General features: G+C 66.6%; 19 protein-coding genes. 9 read left to right on the forward strand and 10 right to left on the reverse strand.

Annotated features, from left to right (window positions below; translation table 11 throughout):
• Positions 1-376 precede the first annotated feature (376 nt).
• The 3 genes from ACWCOV_RS08275 to ACWCOV_RS08285 all read left to right on the forward strand — a co-directional run bounded on the left by ACWCOV_RS08275 (position 377) and on the right by ACWCOV_RS08285 (position 2,565).
• Complete coding sequence (locus ACWCOV_RS08275; protein ID WP_449828538.1) at positions 377-511, forward strand: hypothetical protein; 135 nt, start codon at positions 377-379, stop codon at positions 509-511.
• A gap of 141 nt (positions 512-652) precedes the next feature.
• A complete protein-coding gene (locus ACWCOV_RS08280) occupies positions 653-1,294 on the forward strand; it encodes a hypothetical protein (RefSeq protein WP_449828539.1) in 642 nt (213 codons plus the stop codon).
• Between the two features lie 782 nt (positions 1,295-2,076).
• The gene (locus ACWCOV_RS08285) at positions 2,077-2,565 is read left to right on the forward strand and encodes a GNAT family N-acetyltransferase (RefSeq protein WP_449828540.1); all 489 of its coding nucleotides are present in this window, start codon (positions 2,077-2,079) and stop codon (positions 2,563-2,565) included.
• Here the strand turns inward: ACWCOV_RS08285 and ACWCOV_RS08290 are convergent.
• Positions 2,562-2,918, reverse strand: a complete 357-nt coding sequence (locus ACWCOV_RS08290; protein ID WP_449828541.1) for a hypothetical protein — start codon at positions 2,916-2,918, stop codon at positions 2,562-2,564. The two genes, ACWCOV_RS08285 and ACWCOV_RS08290, sit on opposite strands and share 4 nt — an antisense overlap.
• Before the next feature lie 488 nt (positions 2,919-3,406).
• On the opposite strand from ACWCOV_RS08290, the gene ACWCOV_RS08295 reads away from it, so the two are divergent.
• Positions 3,407-3,979 carry a GNAT family N-acetyltransferase gene (locus tag ACWCOV_RS08295; RefSeq protein WP_449828542.1) on the forward strand — a complete coding sequence of 191 codons (573 nt, stop codon included), beginning with the start codon at positions 3,407-3,409 and terminating at the stop codon, positions 3,977-3,979.
• 197 nt (positions 3,980-4,176) lie between these two features.
• Here the strand turns inward: ACWCOV_RS08295 and ACWCOV_RS08300 are convergent, their stop codons facing one another.
• From ACWCOV_RS08300 to ACWCOV_RS08335, 8 genes are all read right to left on the reverse strand, one after another.
• Positions 4,177-4,908: a hypothetical protein gene (locus tag ACWCOV_RS08300; protein WP_449828543.1), complete on the reverse strand. Its 732-nt coding sequence runs from the start codon at positions 4,906-4,908 to the stop codon at positions 4,177-4,179.
• 161 nt (positions 4,909-5,069) lie between these two features.
• Positions 5,070-5,615, reverse strand: coding sequence for a DUF2231 domain-containing protein (locus ACWCOV_RS08305; RefSeq protein WP_449828544.1), 546 nt, complete (start codon positions 5,613-5,615; stop codon positions 5,070-5,072).
• A 116-nt stretch (positions 5,616-5,731) separates the two neighbouring features.
• Positions 5,732-5,965 (reverse strand): hypothetical protein, encoded by a 234-nt coding sequence (locus ACWCOV_RS08310; protein WP_449828545.1) that lies wholly within the window; start codon positions 5,963-5,965, stop codon positions 5,732-5,734.
• 48 nt (positions 5,966-6,013) lie between these two features.
• A complete protein-coding gene (locus ACWCOV_RS08315; protein ID WP_449828546.1) occupies positions 6,014-6,418 on the reverse strand; it encodes an arsenate reductase ArsC in 405 nt (134 codons plus the stop codon).
• Positions 6,415-7,137 (reverse strand): aquaporin, encoded by a 723-nt coding sequence (locus ACWCOV_RS08320; RefSeq protein ID WP_449828547.1) that lies wholly within the window; start codon positions 7,135-7,137, stop codon positions 6,415-6,417. Before ACWCOV_RS08320 ends, ACWCOV_RS08315 begins: the two co-directional genes overlap by 4 nt.
• The gene (locus tag ACWCOV_RS08325; protein ID WP_449828548.1) at positions 7,134-7,799 is read right to left on the reverse strand and encodes an arsenate reductase ArsC; all 666 of its coding nucleotides are present in this window, start codon (positions 7,797-7,799) and stop codon (positions 7,134-7,136) included. Before ACWCOV_RS08325 ends, ACWCOV_RS08320 begins: the two co-directional genes overlap by 4 nt.
• Positions 7,796-8,494: an arsenate reductase/protein-tyrosine-phosphatase family protein gene (locus ACWCOV_RS08330; RefSeq protein ID WP_449828549.1), complete on the reverse strand. Its 699-nt coding sequence runs from the start codon at positions 8,492-8,494 to the stop codon at positions 7,796-7,798. Before ACWCOV_RS08330 ends, ACWCOV_RS08325 begins: the two co-directional genes overlap by 4 nt.
• Before the next feature lie 46 nt (positions 8,495-8,540).
• Positions 8,541-8,909 (reverse strand): ArsR/SmtB family transcription factor, encoded by a 369-nt coding sequence (locus tag ACWCOV_RS08335; protein WP_449828550.1) that lies wholly within the window; start codon positions 8,907-8,909, stop codon positions 8,541-8,543.
• 80 nt (positions 8,910-8,989) lie between these two features.
• Here ACWCOV_RS08335 and ACWCOV_RS08340 point away from each other — a divergent pair, with 80 nt between their 5' ends.
• Positions 8,990-10,384: an FAD-dependent oxidoreductase gene (locus ACWCOV_RS08340; protein WP_449828551.1), complete on the forward strand. Its 1,395-nt coding sequence runs from the start codon at positions 8,990-8,992 to the stop codon at positions 10,382-10,384.
• 90 nt (positions 10,385-10,474) lie between these two features.
• On the opposite strand, the gene ACWCOV_RS08345 is transcribed toward ACWCOV_RS08340, so the two are convergent.
• Positions 10,475-10,981, reverse strand: a complete 507-nt coding sequence (locus tag ACWCOV_RS08345) for a GNAT family N-acetyltransferase (RefSeq protein ID WP_449828552.1) — start codon at positions 10,979-10,981, stop codon at positions 10,475-10,477.
• A gap of 832 nt (positions 10,982-11,813) precedes the next feature.
• On the opposite strand from ACWCOV_RS08345, the gene ACWCOV_RS08350 reads away from it, so the two are divergent.
• The 4 genes from ACWCOV_RS08350 (at position 11,814) to ACWCOV_RS08365 (ending at position 15,189) form a co-directional block, all read left to right on the forward strand.
• Positions 11,814-12,491, forward strand: coding sequence for an SAM-dependent methyltransferase (locus ACWCOV_RS08350; RefSeq protein WP_449828553.1), 678 nt, complete (start codon positions 11,814-11,816; stop codon positions 12,489-12,491).
• A gap of 163 nt (positions 12,492-12,654) precedes the next feature.
• Positions 12,655-13,674 (forward strand): hypothetical protein, encoded by a 1,020-nt coding sequence (locus tag ACWCOV_RS08355; protein WP_449828554.1) that lies wholly within the window; start codon positions 12,655-12,657, stop codon positions 13,672-13,674.
• A gap of 161 nt (positions 13,675-13,835) precedes the next feature.
• On the forward strand, positions 13,836-14,393 hold the full coding sequence (locus ACWCOV_RS08360) for a hypothetical protein (protein WP_449828555.1): 558 nt from the start codon (positions 13,836-13,838) through the stop codon (positions 14,391-14,393).
• A 256-nt stretch (positions 14,394-14,649) separates the two neighbouring features.
• Positions 14,650-15,189, forward strand: coding sequence for a histidine phosphatase family protein (locus ACWCOV_RS08365; protein WP_449828556.1), 540 nt, complete (start codon positions 14,650-14,652; stop codon positions 15,187-15,189).
• Positions 15,190-15,191 lie beyond the last annotated feature (2 nt).

Genomic DNA, 15,191 nt, shown 5'->3' on the forward strand with positions numbered 1-15,191 from the left:
GAGGGAATGGAGATCTCACAACCGGGCCCGGCCGTCTCCGGTGTCGTCGTCACGACGTCTCGCATCCTACGGATAGCCGTCGCCGCCTACCTGGCTCGGTTCAAAGGTCAGTCCCGGATCCACACCGAGTCGGACCTGCGGGAGTATCTCGTGTGGTGCGACCAGTGCGGCCTCGAGCCCCACGATACGGATGAGTTCAGCACTTTCGCTTGGCGAAGGGCTCATAGGTCGTCTCCGATTTCGATGGGCCGGCCGATCATGCCAGGCGACGCACGGATTTGCCGCGATCCGCGCTGTCATGCCGATGAGCGGAAGCGCCCGTCCCGGCGTACGGTGGATTCAGGAAGCCAGCCAGGCTTCCGCTCAAGGAGCAGCCATGGCCGACAAATCGCCTCGGCAACACATGTCCAAGAAGGCGGGCAAGTCTCTCAAGGAGAAGCGCGCCGAGAAGCACGCGAAGGCCGAGGCCAAGGGGAAGACTCAGATCGTGCCGCCGGACAAGCAACGCTGAACGTAACCATCGGTTCCGCGCGGGCCATCAGCGCAGGTCCGGTCATGCCCCAGATAGCGATGTGCGGTCATGCCGAATTCAGGAAGTTCCTGAAGGGCTCGATTGTCCTCTGCCTGCGGTCGGTTCCGATACCGTCGGGCTATGGCCGGTTGGGAGAGTCTGCGCGCGGATCTGCGCCGGGTGAGCGAGGAGTCACCGGGTGCGCTCAGGGTATTTCCTGTCCCCGATCGCGAGCGACGTGAGCCCCCGTTCTACATCGAGCTGGCCGCGTGGGCAACCGACATCGCGGCGATGCTGCATGGTAAGTACGGGAGCCTCGTGGATCTGCGTGTCGGGGCGATGACCTTCCCGGCGAGACAGCTGTGGGTGACCGACCACGCTCGCCAGCTCCACGGAGCGCCCGCTGAAACCGCAGGGCTCGACGTGGAACCCCTGTCCCCGTTGGCGGTCCAAACCGGCCGGTTCACTCACCAGGACGTGCTGGTCACGAATCGCGCCGCGCGCACGCATGTGCTAGCCACCGGCGGCGACCTGCAATCGGCGGTGACCGACAGCTTCGGCACCGTCGTCGGTCGGTACGTCGGCCCGCACACCGCGAAGCGGGTGGAGTTCTGGATTGAACCTCACCAAAGCCGCCCTGTGCCCGTCTTGATCGGGACAGCCTCGATGGTTCCCGACCTGGGGTACGCCGTCCCGCCGGGACAGTGGGGTCTGGTCATCGAGCTACAGACCGACAGCGGCAGCATGCAGCTGGCGCCGCTGGAGCTCACCATTACGCCGTAGGCAGCACATGGGAGCGCCTACCAGCGGCTCACCGGGATGCTCGCCACCCACCCCGACTTTGAGCCAAGCCCTGGGCACAACCAGCAACGTCCGGATTTGCCGCGATCCGCGCGGTCATGCCGAGGTCGGGATGTGGTCAATCCGTCCGGCCATCCACTCCCAGCTACTACAGGTCCGTCGGCGGTCGGTGTGATTGCGCGCGTCCGCCCCTGGCCACATACGCCGCCCGCGCGTCATCCGGGCTTGAGACGGCCGTTGGGGCCGCCACGGACGATGTGACTGTCATGGTCGTCCTGGCCGTCGTCTTCCCATCCACATTCATCGCAGAAAGCTGCCACGCTCAGACAACGTCAGGTGACCGCAACAAGGACAGCTGAAGGGGCCATCGCTCAGGGATGCGTCATCGGCTGGGCCCGCACCACCGGCCGGTTCTCGCCCTCGGTTCCTTCGGCCATGTGATTAGTCTGCCCGGCGGAGTTGCACAACCGACTCATCTTCCGCCCGGGCGACCGAACTCGCAGATCACCTGGCGGGTGAGTGTCGCGCATCTGTCGACGGAGGGCGTCATCCGCCGGTGAGTCTCTGCCGGATTGTCCTCATATGGATCAAGGCGCGGATCGCCCGGCGCTTTGGTCGGGCGGGTGCGTCTTCCCGCCCGGTGCGCTGCCCAGTCAGACCTATCAGGAGCCAGCAAAGGGGAAGACACGGGTGGGCCATGGCGAGTAGAAACCCGTTGTCGTTCTCGCAAGTCGTACACAAGACTGCACGAGGAGGTGGTGACGATGACCGCAGTCGTGCTCGATCTGACGGTGAGGGATCTGGCTGACGCCGATCTGGGCGCGTGTGGCTTTGCTGGCAGCGAGCTGCACCTGAGGCAGGTTGCCGAGCAACTCGAGCGAGCGCGTTCCGGGGAGGTCGACTACCTTGCCGTCTGCACGAAGAACGACGTACCCGTAGCTATCGGTGGGGTCGACTATCTGCCGCATCCGGGTTCAGGTTCGCTGTGGCAGTTGTCCGTGCACCCGGCGCTGCAGTCCTGCGGGATCGGGACAGTGCTCATTGGAGCCGCTGAGCAGCGGATCTTGGCCCGAGGTCTCGATCGGGCCGAGATCGGTGTCGAGCTGAGTAACCCCCGAGCCCGTGCCCTGTACGAGCGGCTGGGCTATGTCGCATACGACGAGGTGCTCGAATCTTGGGACCAGCAAGACCCGGACGGCTCGATCACGCGGCACGAGACGATGTGCACTCAGATGCGTAAGGAGCTGAGCTAGGACTGACGCGGAGAGCCCTGCTCCTCCCAATCATCGAGGTCGGTGATGCGCCATGGGTCGCCTGACCCGGATCGCTGGGCAATGTGTCCCGGCGCCATAGTCGCTAGCTGTGCGATAGAGCTGTTCGTCTCGATCGCGTGAGTGATGTGTGTGGCAATCGATGCGCCAGGCGGGTTCGGATCGTTGACACCATCGCCGACGAGCCAGGAGCCGTCGGGCGCGTGGACCACCTCTCGGGCAGGCTGCTCACCCGAAAGCACTGTCCTTTGAACGACGGCGCCCAGATTGCTCGGAAAGCGCTGGTTCTCGAAAGGAAACGGCAGGTGCTGGAACATCTCGCGCTCGTCGGTCATCTTCTGGCGCCTTCGGCTTGGGTCGAACAGTGTGTACGGCGGTCTGTCAGTGCGGCGGGCGCGTATTTGCGAACGGCGACCACGGATCCGTCCGAACGACCCAGGGCATTCCGGCAGAGCGACGCGAGCACTCAGGCGTGATGTGGTCGACAGTGGACGGTCTGAACTCGACTACGAATCAGAAGATTTGGGGTTCGAATCGCTCCGAGCGCGCCACCTCCTTCTGTGTAGCCCCCCGCCTCTCCGCCCGTTCCTCCGTCGCGGTCTGCCGGCCGCTCCCCCAGACACACGCGCTCATCGCGCTTCACCGACCGCCCCGTGACGTCGGCTCGTGTCCAGCGGAGCCGTTGGTGGACGGCAGGAACGCACCCTCGCCCCGGGCCGCCTCGGCATGTTCCTCTGTCTGCCACCGACAAGTTCGGTTGTGAGGGATCCGCATCACGGGTGCGGTTGTCCGGCTGGCCCTCGTGAGGGGCAATATGGCACGCATGTCTCTGCCTGCCCCCACGCTGCACACCGATCGCCTGCGGCTGCGGCCGTTTGAGGACGTGGACGCGGACGCTCTCTACGCGATGCACAGCAGTGCTTACGTACTGCGCTATTGGGACTCGCCGCCGTGGAGCGAGCGTGCGCGGGCCGAGCGGTTCATCGCGGGTTGCCGGCAGATGGCAGAGGAAGGGACCGGGACGCGGCTGGCCGTGGACCGGGTTTCCGACGGGGCGTTCATCGGGTGGTGCAGCCTGAACCAGTGGAACCCGGACTACCGCAGCGCGTCGATGGGCTACTGCTACAACGATGCGGCATGGGGCCACGGCTATGCGACCGAGGCCGCGCGTGCCTTGCTGCAGTGGGCATTCGACACGCTCGACCTGAATCGAGTCCAGGCCGAGGCCGATACCCGCAACGCGGCCTCAGCCCGCGTCCTGGAGAAGCTCGGCTTCGTGCGCGAAGGAACGCTCCGGGAGGACTGCATCGTGAACGGCGAGGTCTCTGACTCCTGGGTCTACGGCCTGATCAAACGAGACTGGCGGCCATCGTCAGAGCCGGCTCCCACCCGCTGAATCCTCCTCGCTGAGGATCCAGAGCCCCGGGCCGCTTCACTTAGCTGAGTTGATCGGCCTCGGCTGGACAGCGCGCTCTCATCCCCGTGATCCCTGACATTCGCGTGTCGGAGCAACGCACAGATCAGCCGATGACCGAATGGTCTTCATGGTGGCGCGCTGGAGGAGGAGTGAACTACCACCAGCAGCCCCTATAGCTACGCTGCCCGAGGCAGGCGCAGAACCTCCCTGATCCTGTCGTTGCGCAAGGGCACGTACTGGCCTTCGGCGGCGCAACCTCCTCCGAAGACCTTCATGAGCTCAGCTGATGCTTGCTCACCGAGCAGGGTGCTATCCGCCTCGAGCATCCGGTTGAGGCTGTCCGTGACCTGGGGAACCGTGAGCCTCTCCAGTGCGCTCTGCAACTCTGCGGAGGCGCCGTCCTCGAGTTGAGCGTTCGACAGAGCGTTCATGTTGTCGGCGATGATGGCCGCCGCGAGCATGATTTCGAGGACGCGCCGCTGCGCTTCTGCGCTGCTCATCTTCGTCCTTTGCTCGTCGAGCGCTCCCTCCACCTCGGAGGCGAACGCGGCAACGGCCAGTGTGGCCACGTCGGAAGTATCGGCTTCGTCGGCCGGTTCGGCGGCTTCTGAGAGCGCGACCTTCCTTGCCCGGCGTTCCTTCCACCAGGTTTTGACGTGCGGTGCCGCCTTGAAGGCGCCGATGGTCACCAAGACTCCCAACGCGACGCCCGCCGCCACCTTTAGCAGGTCAGACTCGTCGTCTTCGTCCTCAACGCGGCCGCCCAAGGTCGCGTGCGTCTCGAGCTTATTCGTGTCGTCAGCACGCGCAAGCGGACTGGAACCACCGGCCGAGAAGTGCGTGTCGGTGGGTCGCCCGACCCACATCTTCTCCCACACCAGGTCGGAGCTCAGGTCGTCGGAAGTCACGGTCCAAACTGTAATGACGGCGGCCGACACTTCGCACTGATCAGCCGCGAGTCGGACGCTGGCCCGTCCCGCGCGAGACCTATGGCTGTCCGCCGAGCTCGATGGGCGCGGACCTACGAAAGCACCCGTGACGATGATTGGCAGTGCTTGGGTTGAGAGGGCTAGTTGGGGTCAGCCGTGGGCGGTCGGCGGGCTGTTCCGCGGTGTAGGGCTAGGTGGCCGCCGAGGAAGCCCGCGCCTGCTATGACCAGGTTTCCGGCTACGGCGAGCTTTGTGCCGAGGCGGTGTTCGCCGCGTAGGCGCGCGACGAGCGAGCCGGTGAAGAGGAATATTGCGGCGTCCGCGCCGAGACCGTGGATCGCGCCGATCCTGCGTTCAGTGCCTGACAGTTCCGCCCAGTCGGCGGCGCCTGCGAGAGCCGTCGGCACGGACGCCAGCAGTCCGAACCCGGCGAGGAGCGTCGCCCCGCGACGCGAGTCGGACCCACCGGCGAGGTCGAGAAGGGAGGTGCTGAGCCAGCACCCGGCGGTCACGTCGGTAAGTGACGGATGCAACGAATGACCGAGTACGTCGGTGTGCAGCGGACTGCGTCGTACCCGCTCGATCAGCGGCCCGTAAGCCAGCGTCTGAGCGCTGGCAAGCCGCTCAGCGACCCGGCTTTCGCCGACCGCGCGGACTGCGCGCTGCGGCAAGGATCCTGACGCCACGCCCTCAAAATACGCTCACGCCCATCACCCCTGGAAGCGCTGACTGACGCCTTGCCGACTCCTGAACTCGACCTCTGCGTCGCCATTGACCTGTGCAGATCAGGCTGGGCCGTGGGCTAAGGGTCAGGTGTGGTGGGGTCGGCTAGTTCGGTGAGGCGGAGGGTGCAGGTTGGGCAGTCGTTGGTACGTCGGCCCCAGAACGGGTGGCGCACGATGGTGATCTTGTCCTCGGGGATGCCGCAGAGTGTGGCGCCGGAGTCGCTGATGCCGTGCTGGACACCCTTGAAGGACTCGTCTTCGAGGAGGTACGCCGCCGCGGTCCACGGACCGTCCGGGTCGTTGAGGATCACGCACGTACCGTAGCCCTGGCCCGGCTCGGGCAACCACCGAACGAGCGGCTACATCGCAGGTCGGAGGTCGGTGAGGAGGGTTTCTACTCGGGTGCGGATGTCGTCGCGGACTTTGCGGACCAGCTCGAGGGGTTGGCCGGCGGGGTCGGTGAGTTGCCAGTCTTCGTAGCGTTTGCCGGGGAAGATGGGGCAGGCGTCGCCGCAGCCCATGGTGATGACGACGTCGCTGTCCTTGACGGTTTCGGTGGCCAGCAGCTCGGGGGTGGCGCCGGCGATGTCGATGCCGACCTCGCGCATGGCTTCCACCGCAACGGGGTTGATCTGGTTCGCAGGCTCGGATCCCGCGGACCGTACGTCGACGGTGTCACCGGCCAGGTGGCGCAGCCATCCAGCGGCCATCTGGGAGCGGCCGGCGTTGTGGACGCAGACGAACAGCACGGTGGGCTTGCTCACGAGGCGACTCCAGTGGTGTCGGTGTGTGGGGTGACGATGTCGTCGGCGGCGCTGCCGGGATCGGGGTAGAGCAGGGCGACAAGACCGGCGCCGACGACGCCGCCGAACAGCTGAAAGACGATGAACCCGGGCACCGAACTGGGCGCGATACCGGCGAAGGTGTCGCTGAACGCGCGGCCGATGGTGACCGCCGGGTTGGCGAACGAGGTCGACGAGGTGAACCAGTACGCCGATCCGATGTAGGCGCCGACCGCCGCGGGTGCGAGGTTGGCGCGACCGGTCCGGGCGAGCGCGACGATGAGCAGGATCAGCCCGGCGGTGGCGACCACCTCGCCGAGCCACAGGTGCCCGGACGAGCGGTGGTTCGTCGACCACGAGACGGCGCTCTCGCCGTACATGAGATTCGCCAGTACGGCGCCGCCGACAGCGCCGATGAGCTGCGCGGGGAGGTACACCGCAATGTCTCGCCCGGTGAGTCCGGCTCCGAACCACCAGTCGACCAGCGAGACGACCGGGTTGAAGTGGGCACCGGAGACCGGGCCGAACGCGAGGATCAGAACCGCGAGCCCGAGGGCTGTGGCGAAGGCGTTCTCGAGCAGTTGCAGGCCGGTGTCACGTGACAGGGATGCGGCGGCGATGCCGGAGCCGACGACGACCGTGACCAGGAGGCCGGTGCCGATGGCCTCCGCCGCGGCACGTCGCCAGAGTGGGCCACTCACGCGCGCTCCGCGGGTACGGCGAGTTCGTCGAGCAATCGCCGTACCCGGCGCTCGATCTCGTCGCGGATCGGGCGAACTCCGGCCACGTCGAGGCCGGCCGGATCGTCGAGATCCCAGTTCTCGTACCGGGTGCCCGGAAAGATCGGGCACGCGTCACCGCAGCCCATCGTGACCACGACGTCGGCGGCGCGGACGACCTCGTCGGTCCACGGTTTCGGGTACTCGCCGGAGATGTCGATGCCCCGTTCGGCCATGGCTGCGATCGCCGCGGCGTTGACCTCGATGCCAGGCTCGGATCCACCGGACCAGGCGATGGCGTTGCCGCCGGCAAGCTGCTGGAAGAACCCGAGCGCCATCTGAGAACGGCCGGCGTTGTGGACACACAGGAACAGCACGACCGGTTTGCCGTCGTCATGGTGGCCTTCGACTCGCGCGAGTGCGGTCAGGCGCTGGCGGGCGAAGCGTTCGGCCAGCAGCGGTAGGAAGTTGGGAACCGTGCTGCCGGAGGCGAACTGGTCGTAGCTGGCGTGCAGGAAACGCTCGATCGTCTCCGGCCCGTAGAAGCTGGAGAACTCCGCGCGCAGCCGCGCGGCTGCGGTGTGCAGGGCGAGGTTCTGGTCGATCGACAGGTTCTCGCGGTGGTAGCCGGCGATCTCGGTCACGATCGGCTCCTAGAGGTTTCGGTGTCGTCCGCAAGGGCTGGCGCGAGCCGGTCGATTCGGCCGGCGATCTCGCGGTAGGCGGCTTCGAAGGCCGCGTCCGTGCCCACCGGCGCCGGGTCCGGGACGGACCAGTGCAGCCGCGGCCGTACGTCGGGGTGGAGGTGCTCGTAGGCGTTGTCGCAGACCGCTATGACCAGGTCATCCGGTTGGACGACGTCCTCGACACGGGCAGTGCGCCAGGTGTCTGGGTTCAGTCCATGCTTGCGCGCGACCCGGACCGCGCCGGGGTTGACCCGTGCTCCGGGCTCGGTCCCGGCTGACAACGCGGGAACATGACTGCGCCGAGCCCAGACTGCTGCCGCCAGCTGCGACCGGGCGGAGTTCTGCGTGCAGACGAACACGACTCTGGGCGCAGACAACGCGGGTGCCGCAATCGTCGTCAGCGCCTCGGGAACGAGACGCACATAAGTACGGCGACGATCGCCTTCGGATCGGGTCCGGACGACCACGCCGGCGTCCTCGAGCACCTTGAGGTGGTGCGCAACCAGATTGGTCGGCATGTCGAGGGATGCGCCGAGCTCACCCGGTGCCACGTCGCCGGCGATGAGCGTGTCGACGATCGCCAGGCGCACCGGGTCGCCGAGCGCGGCGTGGATCCGGGCTCGCTCCACCAGGGCAGATCGCTCAGTGTTCATTGACTCAATGATCACTGAGCTATTTCAGGAAGTCAAACCTCCGCGGTCAGGTGAGCGCAGGCGCCGCCGGTACGGCCAGAAGGCCGGCGATCCATTGCATGCGCTCGTGGATCGGCCAGTAGTAGACCCAGGTCCCCCGCCGTTCACAGTCGACCAGCCCCGCTTCGCGCAGCACCTTCAGGTGGTGGGAGATCGTCGGGCCGGACACGTCGAACTGGGGCGTGATATCGCAGACGCACATCTCGCCGCCCGCCGAGGCGATGATCGACAGCAGCCGCAACCGCACCGGGTCGGCCAGCGCCTTGAACACCGCCGCCCCCTCGGCCGCCTGCTCGGCATCGAGGGCGCCGGACGAGATCGGAGCGCAGCAGCCGCCCGCAGTGGGGGCGATCAGCGTGATCTGCTGTTTAGACATGGATCTATCTTGACTTCTGTCTAATCAGAAGGCAAGGTGGACGCTGATTAGATGAACTTCTAGACAGTGGGGATGAAGAGATGACCGAAGCTCCGGTGGTGGTGATCGGCGCGGGCCCGATCGGCTTGGCGGCGGCTGCGCACCTGGCCGAGCGCGGGATCGAGTTCACGGTCCTGGAGGCCGGGCCGGGCGTCGCGGCGGCGATCGACGAGTGGCGGCACGTGAAGCTGTTCAGCCCGTGGCGCTACGACATCGACTCGGCCGCGCGGCGGCTGCTCGAACAGGCCGGCGGCTGGACCGAACCCGAACTGGGCACGCTGCCCACCGGCGGCGACCTGATCGACGACTACCTCGAACCACTCACCAAGACCCCCGAGCTGTCCGGCCGGATCCGGTACGGCGCCGAGGTCATCGCGGTCACCCGAGTCGGTTTCGACCGGATCCGTACGGCGGGCCGCGCGGACGCACCGTTCTTGGTCCGGCTGGCCGACGGATCCGAGTTGCTGGCGTCGGCAGTGATCGACGCGGCCGGCACCTGGCGGCGTCCGAACGTCCTCGGCGGCTCGGGCATCCCCGCGCGAGGCGAATCGAGCACGGCCGACCACATTGCGCATGCCCTTCCCGACGTACTCGGGCGAGACCGTGAGCGCTTCGCGGGACGCCGTACCGCAGTCGTCGGCGCCGGCCACTCCGCCTCGACAACCCTGCTGGAACTGGGCGAACTCGCTGACGAGGTTCCCGGCACAGAGGTGCTGTGGGTTGTTCGAGGCACCGACCAGGCACGCACGTACGGCGGTGGCGACGCCGATGAACTGCCCGCACGCGGGGCGCTCGGCATGCGGCTGAAGAAGCTGGTTCAGTCCGGCCGAGTGGAACTGGTCAGCGGGTTCCGGACCGAGGAGCTGGCCCCGACCACGGACGGGCGGGTCGAGCTTGTCGCCGGCGAACGGCGCGTGGTTGTCGACACGGTCGTCAACTCGACCGGCTTCCGCCCGGACCACGACATGGTCGGCGAACTGCGCCTCGACCTCGACCCGATCCTCGGATCGACGCGGGCACTCGCGCCACTGATCGACCCCAACAAGCACTCGTGCGGCACGGTCCCGCCGCATGGCGTCGACGAACTCGCCCACCCCGAGCCGGGGTACTACGCGGTCGGCGCGAAGTCGTACGGTCGCGCGCCGACGTTCCTGCTTGCGACTGGGTACGAGCAGGCGCGCTCGGTCGTGGCCGCACTAGCTGGCGACTGGGATGCCGCCCGTGATGTCCAACTGGACCTGCCCGAGACCGGTGTGTGTTCGTCGAACCTGGCCTATGGCGAAAGCGCCGAGGAGTCGAGCGGTTGCTGCGGTCCCGCGCCGCAAGCCGTCGAGATCTCCGCGCCGGCCGGGCGCGGCCTGGCAACCGGCATCAGCGGTGGCCTGCTGACCGTCATCGACGACACGCCCACCAAGCAGTCGGGCTGCTGCGGCTGACAACGCCTCCGCGGCCGGCACATCCGTTGCCGGCCGCGGACGGATCCGGTGGCGAGGTCGTCGCGACCACCGTGCCTATGGACGTTCGAGCTACTGCGCCTGGGCCGGTTGCGAGAGGACTACCTCGTATTGGTAGAGGTCACCGTTGGCGCCTGTTCGGCGGAATCCAGCACATTCGAGGGTCCGCTGGGAAGCGATGTTGTCCCCGGTGGTGTCGGCGACGACTCGGGATAGTCCGTGAGAGGCAGCGACGTTCAGCAGGGCGCCGAGTGCCTCCGCTGCATAGCCGTGGCCGCGGGCTGATGGGGCAAGGCCGTAACCGACCTCGACACAGCCCTCGTCCGGCTGCCCCTTGAACCCGATTCCACCGATGGCCTTCCCGTCGGCGGTCCGGGTGATCCGGTAGTGCCCGAACGGGCGCTGGTCCCCGTGGGCCGCCGTAGCCGCGAGAAAGGCCGTGACGCCGATGACGTCGCCGTCGAACGGAAAGTCCTCAGCCCAGGCATCCTCGGCCCCGGCCCGCCGCCCGACGATGCGTTCGCCCTCCGCTGTGTCGATGGCGTGCAGGCACAGTCGCGGCGTCCGAAGTTCAGTCACGCCCAGAGCGAAGCAGCCCCAGACCGTCCACACAACCTGATTACGGCGTCCCGAGTGAGGCGTCGCGTCAGCAGCCCGAGCCGCTGAAGGCACATCTACAGTGTCGACGTGCTCCCATCGGACGAGACGCGAGGGCAGACGCCTTCGCCGTACCCGTGCGCGACCTCCTGCGAGACCTGGTACCTGTCAACCGCTCAAAAGGATCTTGCAGCCTTCGAGCTGGCTTGGGACTGGACTCGCGAGCAGCATCAACTGGTGGGCGGCCAGATCCTTGTGTACACGTACTGGCCGGCCATGCTGCTTGACTACCCCAAGATTGCTCACCGCCGGTCTACCAAGACCGTTCGCCTCGCAACCCACAAGACGAATCGCGGACTGCTCGGCTGGGCCGGCGGACCCGTCCTGGCACTCCATGCCGGCGAGCAGGGACTTGCCACAATCGCATCAGACCCACGGACCAGAGCACTCTGCGTCGTCTTCGACAACACTGTAACGGGCCAGAGAAGCACCCACAGGTGGCGAGCCACCACAAAGCCGACCCCACTCAACGACCTACCGCCCAGCTCCGCACACTGAATCCTTCTCCGCGATCCGTGCACTCGACTGTCAGAGTCCAGAGGGGTGAGCTGAGAGTGTGGGGCGCTGTCGCCCGGCAACTCTGCCAAGACCGTACGGTCGGCATCGGGCCAATTGCGCCATGCGAGCGGGCGGATAACCGGTTGCTCGAGCGCACGTGCTGCGCCCACACTCCGGCTGCATGGATGATGACGAACTTGCTGTGTTGCTGAGGAATGAGCGGTACCCGCGGTCTGCCAAGTATTCGGCTCGGTGGATGGTCGACGGGGTGATGGGGCCGAACGCTGTGTGGCAGGCGGAGGCGTTGAGCGATGTCATGCGGCTCGAGCCCGGTATGCGGGTTCTCGACCTGGGATGCGGCACTGCGCTGAGCTCGATCTTTCTGGCCAAGGAGTTCGGCGTCGAGGTGTGGGCGACTGACCTGTGGATCAAGCCCGACGAGAACCTGCAGCGTGTTGCCGAGGCTGACGTCGTAGACCAAGTTCACCCGATCTACGCCGAAGCCCATGCGTTGCCCTTCGCCGAGGGTTTCTTCGATGCGCTCTTCAGCATCGGCGCGTACCACTACTTCGGCACCGATGACCTCTACCTCGGCTACTACTCCCGCTTCGTGAAACCCGGCGGCCAGCTCGGGATCGTTCAGCCCGGCCTCGCCGAGGAGTACGAGACGCTTCCCCCTCCGGGCCTCGAGCCCTACTGGAAGTGGGACTTCTGCGCTTGGCACAGCCCAGCCTGGTGGCGCCGGCACTGGGAGAAGACCGGACTCGTCACCGTCGAAGTCGCCGATCGGCTGCCCGAAGGATGGCGAGACTGGCTGCAGTGGAACGAAGCCTGCGACCGCGACAGCAGCGCCCCCCAATGGGAAGCCGAGATGCTCCGCACCGACGCCGGCCAAACCCTCGGCTTCACCCGAGTAGTAGCCCACCGCAACTAGCCACCACGCGACAAAGCTCAGCAACCTCACGTGGGTGACCGTCCAGGTTCCTGGTACGTCGCCGGAGACGATCTTCGCCACTTAGGTCTTCGCGCGGTATCTGGAAGGCGACGGGTTGTTCGCGGAATCATCTGGCGATGGGGGACGAGCGGATACTCGGGTCATGGTGGGCGATGCAACAAATCGCCAGGCGCGACGCGTCTCAGCGGGTATGAGGGTTATCGGGCGCGGTGCGAGGTGTCGGGCGTACTTGGGAGCTGCCGTCGTTCTCGTTGGTCTGACGCTGGCGGCGTGTGGGAGTGAAGCCGCGCCGGCGGGTGGGGCTGGTAGTGCTACGCCTGCCGTCGAGATGCCAGCGCCTCGTGATGTGGATCCGACGGTGGTTCCGGTCGCGCCTGGGACTCCGGCGTTTGTCGAGCGGGCGGGGGTTGTGGCGCAGGTTGTCAGGGCTGCGGGGATTCCGAAGGCTCCGGAAGGGACGTTCCTGTACTCGTCCCGGACGCCTGGCCTCGCGTTCGACACGACCGAGCAGAAGGTGGCCTGGATGGCAGGGCACGTTACCTTCGCGCCTGGCGTTCGGCTCGGGTCAGGCGGTGCATCCAGCATCGAGTTCGCGGATGGATCGAGCCGTCCGGTCAGCGTGCTCGACGCCCGCCCCGCTCTCAAGGCAGCGATCGGACCCACGCACAACAACTGCAAGCATTTCCGAGCCGCGACATGCAGTCTCACGATCACCAAGGCTTCGCTGCGGACGGCTGAGGTGGTGACGAGCAGCGGGAAGGCGACCGTACCCGCCTGGTCCTTCACCGCGAAGGGCCTGTCCAGACCGATCGTCGCCGTCGCCGTCCCCGAGGACGTCCTCAAACCCGTCGTCGAGCCCGTCCCACCGCCCGGTCTCCCCGAGCTTCCACCTGGCTTCCTCCGGGTCCAGAGCCTCACCCGAATCGACGGCAGCACGCTCACTTTCGCCTTCTTTCACGGAGCCTGCGACATCGACCTTCGAGCTCACGTCAAGGAGTTCGACGACCTGGTGATCATCGGCGGTACCCACAGCAATCCGCCGGCCGGCGTTGCCTGCCGAGCCATTGGGCTTTCGACACCAGCGGTTGTCACCCTGACCAAACCACTCGGAGACCGAGCGGTCATCAGCGCATCCACAGGCACCCGACTCACACCGCGGTAGCTCGCGGGGTCGTCGTCGCGTCTGCCGTGGTCCTCGTCTTGGGCCTGATCAACCTCGTTCGGCTCGCGCCCTACTACTGACGAAGGAAGCCCAGTCAGGGTTCGGTAACGGTGGGCCGGGGATGGAGTCGGAGGGGTGCTGCCGGCCGTAGGTTATGCGGCGTGGGTCAGTCGATGTACGTGCCGCGGGCGAGGCGAGGCGGGCCGCTGCTGTGGGCGGTTGTGCTGTCGCTGGTCGCCGTACTGGCTGGGTGTTCGTCGACGCCGGGTGGAGGAGAGGCTGTGGAGCAAGCGCCTACGCGGTTCCGGATCGTTCCTGATGACTATCACGTGCCGTACGCCGGGACCGCCGAGGATGGCCGGAAGTTCTTCCTGAGCGATGAGCTGTTCGATGAAGCCTCGGGGTACGTCGGGCTGTTCTTTTGGAAGGCCGACGGGACATTCGATGAGGTGCGAGTCGACAAGGTTGGTCGTGCTGCCGGGCTCCCACCGGGCCAGGCTGCTTCGGCTGGTGCGGACGAGCTCGTCGCGTCCCGGCTGGCCGAGCTCGGCAAGTACGTGCTGGAGCCGATCGACGTCGAGCCGTTCACCAGGGAGATCGAGGGCGTGACCTTCGGCTGGGTGGTCGACCAGTTCGAGGGCGAGTACTCCATCAACATCGAGCCCGGAGACTTCATCGCGTACTACGAACCCTGGGACGGACTCGGGTACGACACCTAACCCACCGTCCGCCAACTGATGGCCGTGGTCGCAGACAGAAGAGTTGTGGGGTGCGGCAGACCCGGAGATGCTGGCGGAGGTACTCGGCGACTTGGCGGGCCTGGCCCGGCGGGCTCAGGCGGATGGCCGGCATCTCTATTGCTGGGTCTGCGTCTAGCTGATACGCCCGTACGCGGTCGGCCCAGGGTTCTCGACCACCGTGCGACACGTCCAGTTCGCCAGGCGCCCACGCGTCTCGTGCGGTATCAATGCCGGCATGCCGAGTGTGTTTCTTGTTCGTCATGGTGAGCCGGGGTTTCCACAGATCGATGAGGAGGGGTGGTTCGGGCCCGCGCGGGATTGGGCGCCGTTGACGGACAAGGGGATGGAGCAGGCCAAGGCTGTCGGGCGGGAACTTCGAGAGCTGGGGGCAAAGCGCATCGTGTCCTCGCCGCTGACTCGAGCCATGCAGACGGCGATTCTGATTGCCGGTGAGACTCGGTTGCCGCTCGCCGCCGTCGAGATCGACCTTCGGGAATGGCTTCCGGATTCGACATTGTCCTGGCGTGGACTCAGCGACGTACAGGCTCTCAGCAGCGACTTCGAGGAATGCGGGGGTGAGTGGCCGGCTGGCGAGACTCGGGCCTGGGAGCCCATGTCCGCCGTACGCGACCGAGCACTCAAGGCACTACACAGACAGGCCGCGGGTCACTCGGAGCCATTCATCGCGGTTTGTCACGCCGGGGTGATCCGAGCCCTGACCGGTCACTTCCACACCGACTTCTGCGGCATCCGAGTACTCGAAGACCTGCCCTGACA

It is taken from the genome of Kribbella sp. NPDC002412 (assembly GCF_053592935.1).